Genomic DNA, 15,471 nt, shown 5'->3' on the forward strand with positions numbered 1-15,471 from the left:
CCCTCGCAGGGTGTGGGGGTGACCATCTCATTAATGCCCCGCCGTTTTCACGGCGGGGCATTTTTTATAACGTTGAAGCGGTCAGGCGCGGGGTGATTAAACGCCCGAAGCCTTGGCTGCTGCTACGTCTTTGATGGACAGCTTGATACGGCCGCGGTTGTCCACGTCCAGTACCAGTACTTCCACTTCCTGGCCTTCTTTCAGGATGTCGGTCACTTTCTCAACGCGAGCATCGCTCAGCATCGAGATGTGAACCAGACCGTCCTTGCCCGGCAGGATGTTGACGAATGCGCCGAAGTCGACGATGCGCTCAACCTTACCAACGTAGATCTTGCCGATCTCGGCTTCTGCGGTGATGCCCAGAACGCGCTGACGTGCCGCTTCAGCCGCTTCCTTGGTTTCGCCGAAGATCTTGATCGAACCGTCGTCTTCGATGTCGATCGAAGCCTTGGTTTCTTCACAGATCGCACGAATGGTCGCGCCGCCTTTACCGATGACATCACGGATTTTGTCGGTGTCGATTTTCATCGCGATCATGGTCGGAGCGTTTTCCGACAGCTCGGTACGCGACTGGCCAATGATCTGGTTCATCTGACCGAGGATGTTCAGGCGCGCTTCCAGGGCTTGGCCCAGAGCGATTTCCATGATTTCTTCGGTGATGCCCTTGATCTTGATGTCCATCTGCAGCGCGGTAACACCTTTGGCGGTACCGGCTACTTTGAAGTCCATGTCGCCGAGGTGATCTTCGTCGCCCAGGATGTCGGTCAGGACGGCGAATTTCTCGCCTTCTTTAACCAGACCCATGGCGATACCGGCAACCGGTGCCTTCATCGGAACGCCGGCATCCATCAGAGCCAGGGAAGCGCCGCAGACCGAAGCCATGGAGCTCGAACCGTTGGATTCGGTGATTTCCGAAACCACACGAATGGTGTACGGGAACACGTCGGCAGCAGGCAGCATGGCCTGAACCGAACGACGGGCCAGACGGCCGTGACCGATTTCGCGACGACCAGCGCCACCCATGCGACCACACTCACCTACCGAGAACGGAGGGAAGTTGTAGTGCAGCATGAACGGGTCTTTTTTCTCGCCTTCCAGGGTGTCCAGCAGCTGTGCGTCACGGGCAGTACCCAGAGTCGCGACGACCAGGGCCTGGGTTTCGCCACGGGTGAACAGTGCCGAACCGTGGGTCTTGGGCAGAACACCGACTTCGATGTTCAACGGACGGACGGTCTTGGTGTCGCGGCCATCGATACGTGGCTTGCCGTTTACGATGTTTTCGCGAACGGTGCGGTATTCGATTTCGCCGAACGCCGCTTTGACTTCAGCGGAAGTCGGTTGGCCTTCTTCACCGGACAGCTTGGCAACCACCTGGTCTTTCAGCTCGCCCAGACGTGCATAACGGTCGGCTTTGACGGTGATGGTGTAAGCCTGGGAGATCGCTTCGCCGAACTCGGCACGGATAGCGCCCAGCAGTGCGGTGGCTTCTGGCTGAGGAGCCCAGGTCCAGGTCGGCTTGGCAGCTTCGGCGGCCAGTTCCTTGACGGCGTTGATCACCACCTGGAACTCGTCGTGAGCAAACAGTACAGCGCCCAGCATCTGGTCTTCGGTCAGCTCTTTGGCTTCCGATTCAACCATCAACACAGCTTCCGAAGTACCGGCAACGACCATGTCCAGGCTCGAAGCTTTCAGTTGTTCGTAAGTCGGGTTCAGCAGGTAGCCGGTGCTTTCATGGAACGCAACGCGGGCAGCGCCGATCGGGCCATCGAAAGGAATGCCGGAGATGGCCAGGGCAGCCGAGGTACCGATCATCGCAGCGATGTCCGGATCGGTCTTTTTGCTGGTGGAAACGACGGTGCAGACAACCTGCACTTCGTTCATGAAGCCTTCAGGGAACAGTGGACGGATCGGACGGTCGATCAGTCGGGAAGTCAGGGTTTCTTTCTCGGAAGGACGGCCTTCACGCTTGAAGAAACCGCCAGGGATCTTACCGGCAGCGTAAGTCTTTTCCTGGTAGTGAACGGACAGAGGGAAGAAGCCCTTGCCTGGATCGGCTTGTTTGGCACCGACGACGGTCACCAATACGCTGACGTCGTCGTCAACAGTGACCAATACTGCGCCGGAGGCCTGACGGGCGATACGGCCAGTCTCGAGGGTAACGGTCGACTGACCGAACTGGAATTTTTTGATTACCGGGTTCACGGTGTCCTACCTTCTTTTGTGGCTCTTGGGGAACTTGTCTTCTTGCGAAATTCTTGGGCAATGTCGGGAATCGGCCCAACGCCTGTCCAGGGTAAAACGTATATCCAGATAAAACTTGAGGCTGGGAGCCTGCCATGCGCCAGCGGGAAACCCACTGACGCACGACAGACAACCAACCTCTAGCGCAATCGCTTATTAGCGACGCAGACCCAGGCGAGCGATCAGAGCGCTGTAACGGCTCACGTCCTTGCCTTTCAGGTAGTCCAGCAGCTTACGACGCTGGTTTACCATACGGATCAGACCACGACGGGAGTGGTGATCTTTACCGTTGGCCTTGAAGTGACCTTGCAGTTTGTTGATGTTGGCGGTCAGCAGTGCAACTTGCACTTCTGGCGAACCAGTGTCACCAACGGCTTGCTGGTAGTCAGCTACGATTTGAGCTTTTTCTTGAACGTCGAGAGCCATGAGGCAATCCTTTTATCAGGAAACTGTTTCAAAGAAACAGCTTCAACAGGCCAGGGACAAATCCCTGTATCTATAAATGAGTAGTGACCGTGCCTGTTAACAGCCACACTCGCCGGCCTGCTGTTACACAGGCCGGTTCCGGTCATTCTGACCGAATCAGTCGACGTGGCGCGATGCGCCCGTCTTCGCTCACTTCACCGATACCGATGAAGCGACCGTTGTGATCCTGTACCCGTACCATGCCGAACTTCGGTGCATCCGGGGCGCGTACCGGTTGGCCGTTAAGCCAGTAGAACGCGCTGTGCTCCGAGAAATGCAACAGTGGCCAGTCCAGCAGGCCGCTGTCCGATGGCATCAGGAAGCGGTCGACCGCTTCGTTGCCGCCTTCGGCATGTACCGCTTCAAGCTCTTCCAGAGTGACGGTCTGTGCAAGCGTGAAAGGCCCGGCCTGGGTACGTCGCAATTCAGCTACGTAAGCGCCACAACCGAGTTGCTCACCGATATCCTCCACCAGGGTACGGATATAGGTGCCTTTGCTGCAATCCACCGCAAGCCGCGCAGTATCACCCTCAAAGGCCAGTAATTCCAAGCGCGCAATAGTAACAGAACGCGGTTCGCGCTCCACTACTTCGCCTGCACGGGCCAGCTTGTACAGCGGCTGGCCATCACGCTTGAGCGCCGAGTACATCGGCGGTATCTGACTGATTTGCCCACGAAATTTTGGCAGCACAGCTTCGATATCGGCGCGACCAACGGTCACTGGACGCTCCAGCAAAACCTCACCTTCGGCATCGGCCGTGGTGGTGGTCTTGCCCAGCTGCGCCAGGGTTTCATAACCCTTGTCGGAATCGAGCAGGTATTGCGAGAACTTGGTGGCCTCGCCGAAGCACAACGGCAGCACGCCGGTGGCCAGCGGGTCAAGACTGCCGGTGTGCCCGGCCTTCTCGGCATTGAGCAACCAGCGGACCTTCTGCAGTGCCGCGTTGGAAGTGAATCCCAGCGGCTTGTCGAGCAGGATGATGCCGCTGACGTTACGACGGATACGTTTGACCTGAGCCACCGATTACTCCTTGGCGTCTTCGGGTTCAGCCGCTACCGGGTGCTGATTGTCTTCAGCCACCGCACGCTCGATCAGGGCCGACAGGTGCGCGCCACGCACGACACTTTCGTCGTAATGGAAGTGCAACTGCGGAACGCTGCGCAACTTCATTTCGCGAGCCAACTGCATACGCAGGAAACCGGCGGCTGAGTTGAGCACCTTGATGCTTTGCGCGATGTCGTCGCGGCTGTCCTGGCCCATCACGGTGATGAAGATCTTGGCGTGACCGACGTCACGGCTGACTTCAACAGCGGTAATGGTGACCAGGCCAACGCGCGGGTCTTTGACTTCACGACGGATCAGCTGTGCCAGCTCACGCTGCATCTGATCGCCGATACGTTGGGTACGGCTGTATTCTTTTGCCATGTCTTGTTACCTGTTACTGCCCCACGGTGAAACCCGAGGGGTCTGAAAGCGGCAAACGCCCGGCCTGACAAAAGCCAGACCGGGCGTTGCGTTTAGAGTCCGGACGTTGCGCCGCGCATCTGCATGCGGCGGCTCATCGTGGCCCTTGAAGTGCGCGAGTCAGAGGCTGCGAGCAACCTGAACCTTCTCGAAGACTTCGATCTTGTCACCGACTTTGACGTCGTTGTAGCTCTTCACGCCGATACCGCATTCCATGCCGGCACGTACTTCGGAAGCGTCATCCTTGAAGCGGCGCAGGGATTCCAGCTCGCCTTCGAAGATAACGATGTCTTCACGCAGTACACGGATTGGACGGTTACGGTGAACAACACCTTCGATAACCATGCAACCGGCGATCGCGCCAAACTTCGGCGAACGGAACACGTCACGCACTTCAGCGGTACCCAGGATGTTCTCGCGAACATCGCTGCCCAGCATACCGGTGAGGGCTTTCTTGACGTCTTCGATGATGTCGTAGATCACGTTGTAGTAACGCATATCCAGACCTTCCTGCTCGACGATCTTGCGAGCGCCAGCATCGGCACGCACGTTGAAGCCGAACAGTACAGCGTTGGAGGCCAGTGCCAGGTTGGCATCGGATTCGGTGATACCACCGACACCGCCACCGACCACACGCACTTGCACTTCGTCGTTACCCAGGCCATTCAAGGCACCGTTCAACGCTTCCAGCGAACCACGGACGTCGGATTTGAGGACGATGTTGAGCGTCTTCTTCTCTTCCTGACCCATGTTCTCGAAGATATTTTCAAGCTTGCCGGCGTGAGCACGGGCCAGTTTGACTTCGCGGAACTTGCCTTGACGGAACAGAGCCACTTCACGGGCTTTCTTCTCGTCGGCAACAACGCTCATCTCGTCGCCAGCGTCCGGGGTACCGTCCAGGCCGAGAATCTCGACAGGGATGGAAGGACCGGCTTCCTTGATTGGCTTGCCGTTCTCGTCGAGCATGGCGCGAACGCGGCCATAGTTCGAACCGACCAGCACCATGTCGCCTTGGCGCAGGGTACCGTCTTGAACCAGAACGGTAGCAACCGGGCCACGACCTTTGTCGAGACGCGATTCAACCACGACGCCACGGCCAGGAGCCGAAGGGGTCGCTTTCAGTTCAAGAACTTCAGCTTGCAGCAGAACAGCTTCGAGCAACTCGTCCACGCCGGTACCGACTTTCGCCGAAACCGATACGAACGGGGTGTCGCCGCCCCACTCTTCCGAAGTCACGCCGTGAACCGACAGTTCGCTACGGATGCGATCGAGATCGGCGCCCGGCTTGTCGATTTTGTTCACTGCAACAACCAGCGGAACACCAGCAGCCTTGGCATGCTGAACGGCTTCAACGGTTTGCGGCATTACGCCGTCGTCCGCTGCAACCACCAGGATCACGATGTCGGTCGCCTTGGCACCACGAGCACGCATGGCGGTAAACGCGGCGTGACCAGGGGTGTCGAGGAAGGTGACCATGCCGCGTTCAGTTTCAACGTGGTACGCACCGATGTGCTGGGTGATACCGCCGGCTTCGCCAGCAGCTACCTTGGCACGACGGATGTAGTCGAGCAGCGAGGTCTTACCGTGGTCAACGTGGCCCATTACGGTCACAACCGGTGCACGGGAGAACGCTTCACCTTCAAACTTCAGGGACTCGGCCAGGGAATCTTCCAAGGCGGTGTCGCTGACCAGGGTCACTTTGTGGCCCAGCTCTTCGGCAACCAGTTGGGCAGTTTCCTGATCCAGTACCTGGTTGATGGTCGCTGGAGTACCCAGTTTGAACATGAACTTGATGATTTCAGCAGCCTTGACCGACATCTGCTGGGCGAGATCGCCAACAGTGATGGTCTCGCCGATCTTCACTTCGCGCACAACAGGGCCGGTTGGGCTCTGGAAACCGTGGGCGTTGCGTTTCTTCAGCTTGGCCTTGCCGCGACCACCACGACGGAAGCCATCGCTTTCTTCGTCGGTAGTACGTGGCGCAACACGTGGAGCAGGCGCTTTTTCCTTGACCGAAGCACGATGCGGAGCGTTTTTGCGCTCGCCATCGCCACTGCCACGACGATTGCTATCGTCGGCACGTGGTTTGTCCGGACGACGCTGCTCATCGCGTTTGCGAGTGTCGGCCGCAGGTGCTGGTGCAGCTGCAACAACCGGCGCGCTTTCACGCACTGGTTCGGCAACTGCAGCAGGCGCTGCAACGGCGTCGTTAGTAGCGGTTTGCGCAGCAGCAGGCTGGCGACGCGCTTCTTCTTCGGCGCGACGCTTGGCTTCTTCTTCAGCCTTCTGACGTGCAGCATTTTCTACTGCGCGGCGTTCTTCCAGTTCGCGTTTGCGCTCGGCTTCGATTTCTTCCGGGCTGCGTTGTACGAAGACTTTCTTCTTGCGTACTTCAACGCTGATGCTCTTGCTACCAGCAACACGCAGGGTGCTGGTGGTTTTGCGCTGCAATGTAATCTTGCGCGGTTCTTCCACTTTCGCCTTGTGGCTGCTCTTCAAGTGAGTCAGCAAAGACTGCTTCTCACTATCGCTCACACCTTCATCGGCGGCGGTGTGCGGCAGACCTGCCTCACGCATCTGCTGCAACAGGCGCTCTACCGGTGTTTTGACCTCATCGGCCAGTTGTTTCACCGTGACTTGCGTCATGCACTTCTCTCCTCAGGCCGCGCCTAATTACTCGAACCAATGGGCTCGGGCGGCCATGATCAACTTGCCGGCACGATCATCGTCAATGCCGTCGATGTCGAGCAGGTCGTCAATAGACTGCTCGGCCAGGTCTTCGCGGGTAATTACGCCGCGCACCGCCAGTTCCATCGCCAAATCCTTGTCCATACCCTCAAGCGAGAGCAGGTCTTCGGCCGGATGGGCGTCTGCCAGCTTTTCCTCAGTAGCGATGGCTTTAGTCAACAAACGATCCTTGGCGCGAGCGCGAAGCTCGTTGACGGTTTCTTCGTCAAAGCCGTCGATGTTGAGCATTTCTTCCAACGGTACGTAGGCAATCTCTTCCAGGCTGGTGAAGCCTTCATCTACCAGCACCTGTGCCAGGTCTTCGTCGACTTCCAGCTCGTCGATGAAGTTGCGCAGGATGTCGCCGGTTTCTGCTTGCTGCTTAGCCTGGATGTCCGATTCGGTCATCACGTTCAGGGTCCAGCCAGTCAACTGGCTAGCCAGACGCACGTTCTGACCACCGCGACCGATGGCCTGAGCAAGATTGTCTGCGCCAACGGCGATGTCCATTGCATGGGCATCTTCGTCAACGATAATTGCCGCCACTTCAGCCGGCGACATCGCATTGATCACGAACTGCGCCGGGTTATCGTCCCACAGGACGATATCCACACGCTCACCGCCCAATTCGCCGGACACTGCCTGGACGCGCGAACCGCGCATACCGATGCAAGCGCCTTGCGGATCAATGCGTTTGTCCTTGGAGCGGACCGCGATCTTGGCGCGCGAACCCGGGTCGCGGGACGCAGCCATTACTTCGATCAGGCCTTCAGCGATTTCCGGCACTTCGATGCGGAACAACTCGATCAGCATTTCCGGCGCGGTACGCGACAGGATCAGCTGAGGGCCGCGGTTCTCGGTGCGGATTTCCTTGAGCAGCGCACGCAGACGCACGCCAACCCGGAAGGTTTCGCGAGAAATGATGTCTTCACGGGCCAGCAACGCTTCAGCGTTATTGCCCAGATCGACGATCACGTTGTCGCGGGTGACTTTCTTCACGGTGCCGGAGATGATTTCCCCCAGGCGCTCGCGATAAGCGTCAACGACTTGAGCACGCTCGGCTTCGCGAACTTTCTGCACGATGACCTGCTTGGCGGTCTGTGCAGCAATGCGGCCGAACTCGATGGATTCGATCTTTTCTTCGACAACATCGCCGACCTTGGCACCAGGATGCGTTTCTGCAACCTTGCTCGGCCAGGTTTCGATGGCCGGATCGTCCAGGTCTGCTTCTTCGACGACCGTCCAGCGACGGAATGTCTCGTAAGCACCGGTGTGGCGATTGATTTCCACACGCAGATCGACTTCGTCCTCGAAACGCTTTTTGGTAGCAGTGGCCAGAGCCAGCTCCAGCGCTTCAAAAATTACGTTTGCCGGTACGCCCTTTTCATTGGATACCGACTCAACAACCAGCAGTACTTCTTTGCTCATCGTACGCCTCGCCTTTCGCAAGCCATTGGATCCGCGGGATCCGCGTCTCAGTCAAAACTGGGAATAATGTTGGCCTTGTCGATCATATCGATCGGCAACAGGAACTCATGGTCTTCAACCTGCACCACGACGTCCTGCTCTTCTACACCGCGCAGAAGGCCCTGAAAGTTGCGCCGACCTTCAAAAGGCGAGCGCAGCTTGATCTTCACTTGTTCACCGGCAAATTTTGCAAACTGCTCAATAGTGAACAGTGGGCGTTCCATGCCAGGCGAGGAAACTTCAAGGGTGTATTCAACGGCGATCGGATCTTCAACATCCAGTACACCGCTGATCTGACGGCTGACGATGGCACAATCGTCCACCAGCACGCCGCCCTCTTTATCAATATAAACGCGCAACATTGAGTGGCGACCTTGAGCCGAAAACTCAATACCCCAGCATTCATAGCCTAGGGCCACGACCACCGGGGCCAGCAAGGCCTGCAACTCTTCTAGCTTGCTCGACACCTGAACCCCCTCGTGCATGTATGTGCATGCTGTGCAAAATAAAAAAATGGGCGAAACGCCCATCCTTGAAACGCCGTTGAACAGCGGCGTTGAAAGTGTCCAGCTAACAAAAAGCCCCTTAAAAGGGGCTCCTTAAACTGGTTGCGGGGGCCGGATTTGAACCGACGACCTTCGGGTTATGAGCCCGACGAGCTACCAGACTGCTCCACCCCGCGACAAAGCTGGGGCGGAAGTATACGACCGATCCCTGACAGGGTCAATGTAACCTTCCACCTACAAGAAAGCCCGCAACAGCGGGCTCTCCTGATAATTGGTACCGAGAAGGGGACTCGAACCCCTACACCCTATGGGCACAACCACCTCAAGGTTGCGTGTCTACCAATTCCACCACCTCGGCAATACTACGTTTGAAACCCTTCTTACTTCTGCTCTTGAGCTGGAGGTACGTCAGTCGCTGGAGTAGCCGACTTTTGCTCTTGAAGCACCGGAACATCATCAGAAGCCGGTTGCTGCTTTGGAACTTCCAACACTGCCGGGTTTGGCAAACCTACCTGAGTCAGCTGGTGAGCCTTCTCTTTAGCAAAGTAACCTAACCCTAAGCTGGTTATGAAGAAACCGGCGGCAAGTATAGCAGTAAACTTACTAAGAAAGGTAGAGGAACCTTGGCTTCCGAACACAGTATTTGAAGCACCTGCTCCGAAAGACGCGCCAGCATCCGCACCTTTACCCTGCTGCAGTAAAACCAGAGCAACTACGCCCAATGCACCCAGCAGATGAAAAACGACTACGACTGTTTCCAGCATTTTTTCAGTTTCCCGCGGCGCGACAAATCGCACCGAACTCATCTGCATTCAGGGAAGCTCCACCAATGAGCCCCCCATCGATATCCGGCATGCCGAACAGTTCGACCGCATTGGCCGCCTTCACGCTGCCGCCGTATAGAAGCCGCACACTTTGCGCGACTTCAGAATTCTCTGCCGCCAACTGAGCGCGAATGGCTGCGTGCACATCCTGCGCCTGTTGCGGCGAAGCAGTCAGCCCAGTGCCAATGGCCCAGACCGGCTCGTAAGCGATTACTGCCCCTGCAAAGACACCGACACCCAGCTCCTCAATGATACTGCCAAGCTGACGCCCGACAACCTCAAGAGTTTTTCCAGCTTCGCGTTCTTCAAGGGTTTCCCCTATGCATAACACTGGAATCAAGCCACATGCCTGTGCCGCTGCGAATTTGCGAATGAGTGTTTCATCATTCTCGCCAACGATCTGGCGCCGCTCGGAATGCCCAACGAGCACCAGCGAGCAACCTTCATCAGCCAATTGACTCGGCGCAACTTCACCGGTCAATGCACCTTGCCTGGATTCCACCGCAGCGTTCTGCGCGCCGACCTTGATCGACTTGCCTTCCAGACCATCAATCACTTGATTGATATGTAAGAAAGACGGGAATACCGCAACATCAACACCGCTCGGCAAGGCCTGATGACGAAGGCCATTGATCAGCTCAGCGACGCTGGCGCGGGTACCGTGCATCTTCCAGTTACCAGCTACCATAGGGCGACGCATGCTGTACCTCGTCGGTCAAAGTGGGCGCAGATGTTACCCAACACAATCATGGCTGGCAAGCCGAAATCAGACAGAAACTTCAGTTACCAGTTTTGCCAGCTCTTCGGCGTAACCGCGAACCTGCGTTTCGTCCTCGCCTTCGACCATGACCCGCACCAGCGGTTCTGTCCCGGACTTGCGTAACAATACGCGCCCACGACCGGCCATCGCCTGGGTGACACGATCACTGGCTTCCTTGACTGTCGGATGTTCGATCGGATTCGCACCACCGCCAAACCGGACATTGATCAGCACCTGAGGACACTTGCGCAGCGCCTGACGGGACTGAGCCAGGCTTTCTACGCGTCTCTTGAGGGCCATCAATACCTGCAACGCGGCAATGATTGCATCACCGGTGGTGGTATGACTGAAGCAGACAATGTGCCCTGAGTTTTCTCCACCCACCTGCCAATCGCGCTCCAGCAACTCGGAGATCACGTAACGGTCGCCAACATTGGCGCGCACAAAAGGAATAGCCAGATCAGCCAGGGCCAATTCCAGCCCCAGGTTACTCATCAGCGTACCGACCACACCGCCCTGCAACTTGCCGCGCTCTTGCAGATCGCGAGCAATGATGAACAACAACTCGTCGCCGTCGACGACAGTGCCAGTGTGATCGACCATCTGGACCCGGTCGCCATCACCGTCAAAGGCAATACCCAAATCAGCATGCTCGGCCAATACGGCAGCTTGCAGTGGCTCCATATGGGTCGAACCGCAATTCTCATTGATGTTCAGGCCATTGGGATGAGCAGAAAGCACAACAACATCGGCCCCCAGTTCACGGAACACACTAGGCGCCACTTTATAGGTCGCACCGTGAGCGCAGTCGATCACGATCTTCAGCCCGGCAAAACTGGTACCGGTCGGAACACTGCTCTTGCAGAATTCGATATAACGGCCCGAGGCATCGTTGATTCGCGACACCTTGCCGATCTTGCTCGACTCAACCACGGTCATCGGGGTGTCGAGCAGCTCTTCAATCATCAGCTCGACTTCATCCGGAAGCTTGGTGCCCTTCCCGGAGAAAAACTTGATGCCGTTATCGTCATGAGGATTGTGCGAAGCGCTGATCACGATGCCTGCTTCGGCATGAAAGGTCCGCGTCAGATAGGCGATGGCCGGCGTCGGCATCGGCCCTAGGAGCATTACATCTGCACCTGCCGAGGTCAGCCCGGCCTCAAGCGCCGACTCGAACATGTAACCGGAAATCCGGGTGTCCTTGCCCACGAGCACCTTGCAAGCACCCATGCTACGAAATGCCATGCCTGCCGCCCAGCCAAGCTTGAGCATGAAATCAGGAGTAATCGGGTATTCACCGACCCGACCACGAATGCCGTCGGTGCCAAAGTATTTTTTGCTCATAAGTACTCCATCATTCTTATTTGGCTGATTCTACGGCGGCGATCATCCGCACCACATCGACGGTTTCGGCCACATCATGGACGCGCAATATACGCGCGCCCTTGATCGAAGCCAGTGCCGCGAGCGCCAAACCGCCATGCAGGCGCTCTCCCACCGGCCGATTCAAGGCCTGCCCGATCATGCTTTTTCGCGAAACCCCGACCAACAGGGGCCGCCCCAAGGCATGCAAGGCCTCCATATGCTTAAACAAGCTCAGGTTGTGCTGCAAAGTTTTTGCGAAGCCGAAGCCCGGATCGAGAATGATCCGCTCGGCGGGGATACCTACCGACGCGCACTGAATCATGCGCTCGACGAGAAACTCGCCGACCTCTTTCGTCACATCCTGGTACTGCGGATTGTCCTGCATGTCGCCCGGCTCGCCGAGCATATGCATCAGACACACCGGCAAACCAGTGGCCGCCGCTGCATCCAGGGCTCCGTCTCGACGCAACGAACGCACATCATTGATCAAACCGGCCCCCAACCTTGCGGTTTCGCGCATGATCGCCGGTGTAGAGGTATCGACAGAGATAATCACATCGAGTTCACGGTGAATACGCTCGACGACAGGCGCTACGCGCTCCATCTCTTCAAGGGGTGAAACCGCCCTGGCACCGGGCCGAGTCGATTCACCGCCAATGTCGATCAGTGTCGCGCCAGCCGCCACCATCGCCTCGGCGTGGCGCAGGGCCGCATCGAGCTGACTGTATTGACCACCATCGGAAAAGGAGTCGGGAGTGACATTGAGAATGCCCATGACATGCGTCTGGGCCAAATCAAGAACCCGGTTGCCGCAAGGCAACCGGGTCGAGGACTGAACAGAAGTCATTTCAAACCTTATACGTCAGCAGCCGGGCCACCGATTGGTGTTTCCGGACGCCCATCCTGCACTGCTGGAGGCGTGCCGGAAGTATCGCTGCCGCCAGACCAGTCGCGAGGTTCGCGAGGCGTACGACCCGCCATGATGTCATCGATCTGATCGGCATCGATCGTTTCGTACTTCATCAAGGCATCCGCCATGGCGTCGAGCTTGTCACGGTTATCCGTAAGGATCTGCTTGGCCGTGCCGTAGCACTGGTCAATGATGCTGCGTACTTCGGAGTCGATCAGCTTGGCTGTCTCGCCGGAGAAGCTGGCATGTTGACCACCACCGCCACGACCGAGGAACACTTCGCCCTCTTCTTCGGCGTACATCAACGGACCGAGTTTTTCCGACAACCCCCACTTGGTCACCATGTTCCGTGCGATCTGGCTGGCACGCATGATGTCGTTGGATGCACCGGTGGTGACACCATCGAAGCCCAGGGTCATCTCTTCAGCGATACGACCGCCATACAGCGAGCAGATCTGACTGATCAGCGCACGCTTGGACAGACTGTAGCGATCTTCTTCCGGCAGGAACATGGTCACACCGAGCGCGCGACCGCGCGGGATGATCGACACTTTGTAGACCGGATCATGCTCAGGCACGACGCGACCGACGATAGCGTGGCCAGCCTCGTGATAAGCAGTGTTCTGCTTCTCTTTCTCGGACATGACCATGGACTTGCGCTCGGCACCCATCATGATCTTGTCTTTGGCCAGCTCGAACTCTTTCATCTCGACGATGCGTTTGCCGGCACGGGCTGCGAACAACGACGCCTCGTTCACCAGGTTGGCCAGGTCGGCACCGGAGAAACCAGGAGTACCACGCGCGATCACGGCCGGAGCGACGTCGTCACCCATTGGCACTTTGCGCATGTGGACTTTGAGAATCTGCTCGCGACCACGGATATCCGGCAGACCGACCACGACCTGACGGTCGAAACGGCCCGGACGCAGCAATGCAGGGTCCAGTACGTCGGGACGGTTGGTCGCTGCGATGACGATGATGCCGTCATTCATTTCGAAGCCGTCCATCTCTACCAGCAACTGGTTGAGTGTCTGTTCGCGCTCGTCGTGACCACCGCCCATGCCGGCACCACGGTGGCGACCGACGGCGTCGATTTCATCGATGAAGATGATGCAGGGCGCGTGTTTCTTCGCCTGCTCGAACATGTCGCGAACACGACTGGCACCGACACCGACGAACATTTCGACGAAATCGGAACCGGAAATGGTAAAGAACGGCACTTTGGCTTCGCCGGCGATCGCCTTGGCGATCAAGGTTTTACCCGTACCAGGAGGACCGACCATCAGAACGCCACGAGGAATGCGACCGCCCAAGCGCTGGAACTTGCCCGGATCACGCAGGAATTCGACCAGTTCGCCAACTTCTTCCTTGGCTTCGTCGCAACCGGCAACGTCAGCCAACGTGGTTTTCACCTGATCTTCGGAGAGCAGGCGCGCCTTGCTCTTGCCGAAGCTCATCGGCCCGCCCTTGCCCCCGGCACCGCCCTGCATCTGCCGCATGAAGAACATGAAGACAGCGATGATCACCAGAATCGGAAAGCTTGCGACCAGGAGTTGAGTCCAGATGCTTTGCTGCTCAGGCTGCTTGCCTTCGACTACCACGTGGTTATCCACGAGGTCGCCGATCAGGCCATTGTCCTGGATTGCCGGACGGATGGTCTTGAAGCTGTCGCCATCGTTGCGCTTGCCGGTAATCACGTAGCCATCAACCGCTACGCGCTCGACCTTGCCATCCTTGACCTGCTGGATGAAGTCGGAATAGTTGAGGGTCTGCGGCTCGTTAGGGCTGGAGAAGTTGTTCATCACCGTCACCAGGACAGCCGCGATGATCAACCACAGGATCAGATTCTTTGCCATATCGTTCAATTAACTACCCTCTGAAGCAAGCTCCGCTAATGGCGCGTGCTTCGCATGATATTCACCGGCCTAACTTACTACATTACCTACGGCTCTGGCAGGCGCCGTCTGTAACCCTTTGTGAAACACTTTCTACACAATATTCGCTAATGCTCACGGGACGAAATACGAAAAACCTATCGCCCCGGTCGAAAAACCTTTTATTCCTCACTGCGACCACGGAAACCACGGCCCAGCAGGTACTGCTCACGGGAGCGATCACGCGACGATTTCGGCTTGCGCGTCGTGACCTTCTCGAACTGCTTGCGAACGCTTTTGTGGTATTCGTCGAAGCCTTCACCCTGGAAGACCTTGATCAAAAAATCACCACCTGGCTTCAACACCCGAGTCGCAAGATCCAGTGCCAACTCGCACAGGAACATCGATCGCGGCATATCAACAGACGCCAATCCACTCATATTGGGGGCCATATCGGAAATCACAAGGTCCACCTCGTTTTTTCCGACAGCTTCAAGGATCTGCGCCAGTACGGCGTCCTCGGTGAAGTCACCCTGAATGAAGGTCACATCCGGGATGCTGTCCATTTCCAGGATGTCGGAAGCGATCAGTGTGCCTTGCCCACCAATCAGACGACTGGTCACCTGGGACCAGCCACCCGGGGCGGCGCCCAGGTCGATCACGCTCATGCCCGGACGGATCAAACGATCCCTTTCCTGAATCTCCAGCAGCTTGTAGCTGGCACGGGAGCGATACCCGTCTTTTTGCGCCATTTTCACGAATGGGTCGTTGAAATGCTCTTGCAGCCATTTAAGACTTGTCTTGGAACGGGCCACGGGCCACCTCGAAAATAAAACGGGTCGTGATTAACTGGGCGGTCCCGGACTC

13 protein-coding genes and 2 tRNA genes are annotated in these 15,471 nt (G+C 57.3%); all 15 read right to left on the reverse strand.

All coding sequences use genetic code 11. The annotated features are described in order from the left end of the window. Positions 1 to 96: 96 nt before the first annotated feature. A complete protein-coding gene (gene pnp / locus MMG91_RS24085; RefSeq protein WP_007900459.1) occupies positions 97 to 2,202 on the reverse strand; it encodes a polyribonucleotide nucleotidyltransferase in 2,106 nt (701 codons plus the stop codon). A 195-nt stretch (positions 2,203 to 2,397) separates the two neighbouring features. Beyond that, the gene (gene rpsO, locus MMG91_RS24090) at positions 2,398 to 2,667 is read right to left on the reverse strand and encodes a 30S ribosomal protein S15 (RefSeq protein ID WP_011332409.1); all 270 of its coding nucleotides are present in this window, start codon (positions 2,665 to 2,667) and stop codon (positions 2,398 to 2,400) included. 142 nt (positions 2,668 to 2,809) lie between these two features. Further along, positions 2,810 to 3,727 carry a tRNA pseudouridine(55) synthase TruB gene (truB, locus tag MMG91_RS24095; protein ID WP_007900465.1) on the reverse strand — a complete coding sequence of 306 codons (918 nt, stop codon included), beginning with the start codon at positions 3,725 to 3,727 and terminating at the stop codon, positions 2,810 to 2,812. A gap of 3 nt (positions 3,728 to 3,730) precedes the next feature. Further along, positions 3,731 to 4,132, reverse strand: coding sequence for a 30S ribosome-binding factor RbfA (rbfA, locus tag MMG91_RS24100; protein ID WP_007900467.1), 402 nt, complete (start codon positions 4,130 to 4,132; stop codon positions 3,731 to 3,733). A 159-nt stretch (positions 4,133 to 4,291) separates the two neighbouring features. Beyond that, on the reverse strand, positions 4,292 to 6,817 hold the full coding sequence (gene infB / locus MMG91_RS24105) for a translation initiation factor IF-2 (protein WP_007900470.1): 2,526 nt from the start codon (positions 6,815 to 6,817) through the stop codon (positions 4,292 to 4,294). 27 nt (positions 6,818 to 6,844) lie between these two features. Next, a complete protein-coding gene (nusA, locus tag MMG91_RS24110; protein ID WP_007900474.1) occupies positions 6,845 to 8,326 on the reverse strand; it encodes a transcription termination factor NusA in 1,482 nt (493 codons plus the stop codon). A gap of 47 nt (positions 8,327 to 8,373) precedes the next feature. Next, entirely contained in the window at positions 8,374 to 8,832 is a 459-nt protein-coding gene (gene rimP / locus MMG91_RS24115) for a ribosome maturation factor RimP (RefSeq protein WP_010463487.1), read from the reverse strand. Between the two features lie 138 nt (positions 8,833 to 8,970). Next, positions 8,971 to 9,047 (reverse strand) — tRNA-Met (locus MMG91_RS24120). Between the two features lie 96 nt (positions 9,048 to 9,143). Continuing rightward, positions 9,144 to 9,229, reverse strand: a tRNA-Leu gene (locus MMG91_RS24125). 22 nt (positions 9,230 to 9,251) lie between these two features. Continuing rightward, complete coding sequence (gene secG / locus MMG91_RS24130) at positions 9,252 to 9,635, reverse strand: preprotein translocase subunit SecG (protein ID WP_017336473.1); 384 nt, start codon at positions 9,633 to 9,635, stop codon at positions 9,252 to 9,254. A gap of 4 nt (positions 9,636 to 9,639) precedes the next feature. Then, the gene (gene tpiA / locus MMG91_RS24135) at positions 9,640 to 10,395 is read right to left on the reverse strand and encodes a triose-phosphate isomerase (protein WP_310660933.1); all 756 of its coding nucleotides are present in this window, start codon (positions 10,393 to 10,395) and stop codon (positions 9,640 to 9,642) included. A gap of 66 nt (positions 10,396 to 10,461) precedes the next feature. Then, on the reverse strand, positions 10,462 to 11,799 hold the full coding sequence (gene glmM / locus MMG91_RS24140; protein ID WP_305504476.1) for a phosphoglucosamine mutase: 1,338 nt from the start codon (positions 11,797 to 11,799) through the stop codon (positions 10,462 to 10,464). A gap of 16 nt (positions 11,800 to 11,815) precedes the next feature. Further along, positions 11,816 to 12,667, reverse strand: coding sequence for a dihydropteroate synthase (gene folP, locus MMG91_RS24145; protein WP_305448148.1), 852 nt, complete (start codon positions 12,665 to 12,667; stop codon positions 11,816 to 11,818). 8 nt (positions 12,668 to 12,675) lie between these two features. After that, on the reverse strand, positions 12,676 to 14,586 hold the full coding sequence (ftsH, locus tag MMG91_RS24150; protein ID WP_052965666.1) for an ATP-dependent zinc metalloprotease FtsH: 1,911 nt from the start codon (positions 14,584 to 14,586) through the stop codon (positions 12,676 to 12,678). A 200-nt stretch (positions 14,587 to 14,786) separates the two neighbouring features. Beyond that, positions 14,787 to 15,419, reverse strand: coding sequence for a 23S rRNA (uridine(2552)-2'-O)-methyltransferase RlmE (rlmE, locus tag MMG91_RS24155; protein ID WP_003177853.1), 633 nt, complete (start codon positions 15,417 to 15,419; stop codon positions 14,787 to 14,789). Positions 15,420 to 15,471 lie beyond the last annotated feature (52 nt).

Source organism: Pseudomonas sp. JL3 (assembly GCF_031570575.1).
In the GTDB taxonomy this organism is placed as follows: domain Bacteria; phylum Pseudomonadota; class Gammaproteobacteria; order Pseudomonadales; family Pseudomonadaceae; genus Aquipseudomonas; species Aquipseudomonas cucumis.

What these genes read in the sequence shown, in the direction of transcription:
- nusA (WP_007900474.1), bottom strand. Translation starts at nt 8,326, where the DNA reads ATGAGCAAAGAAGTACTGCTGGTTGTTGAGTCGGTATCCAATGAAAAG.
- folP (WP_305448148.1), bottom strand. Translation starts at nt 12,667, where the DNA reads ATGACTTCTGTTCAGTCCTCGACCCGGTTGCCTTGCGGCAACCGGGTT.
- rbfA (WP_007900467.1), bottom strand. Translation starts at nt 4,132, where the DNA reads ATGGCAAAAGAATACAGCCGTACCCAACGTATCGGCGATCAGATGCAG.
- tpiA (WP_310660933.1), bottom strand. Translation starts at nt 10,395, where the DNA reads ATGCGTCGCCCTATGGTAGCTGGTAACTGGAAGATGCACGGTACCCGC.
- glmM (WP_305504476.1), bottom strand. Translation starts at nt 11,799, where the DNA reads ATGAGCAAAAAATACTTTGGCACCGACGGCATTCGTGGTCGGGTCGGT.
- secG (WP_017336473.1), bottom strand. Translation starts at nt 9,635, where the DNA reads ATGCTGGAAACAGTCGTAGTCGTTTTTCATCTGCTGGGTGCATTGGGC.
- infB (WP_007900470.1), bottom strand. Translation starts at nt 6,817, where the DNA reads ATGACGCAAGTCACGGTGAAACAACTGGCCGATGAGGTCAAAACACCG.
- rpsO (WP_011332409.1), bottom strand. Translation starts at nt 2,667, where the DNA reads ATGGCTCTCGACGTTCAAGAAAAAGCTCAAATCGTAGCTGACTACCAG.
- ftsH (WP_052965666.1), bottom strand. Translation starts at nt 14,586, where the DNA reads ATGGCAAAGAATCTGATCCTGTGGTTGATCATCGCGGCTGTCCTGGTG.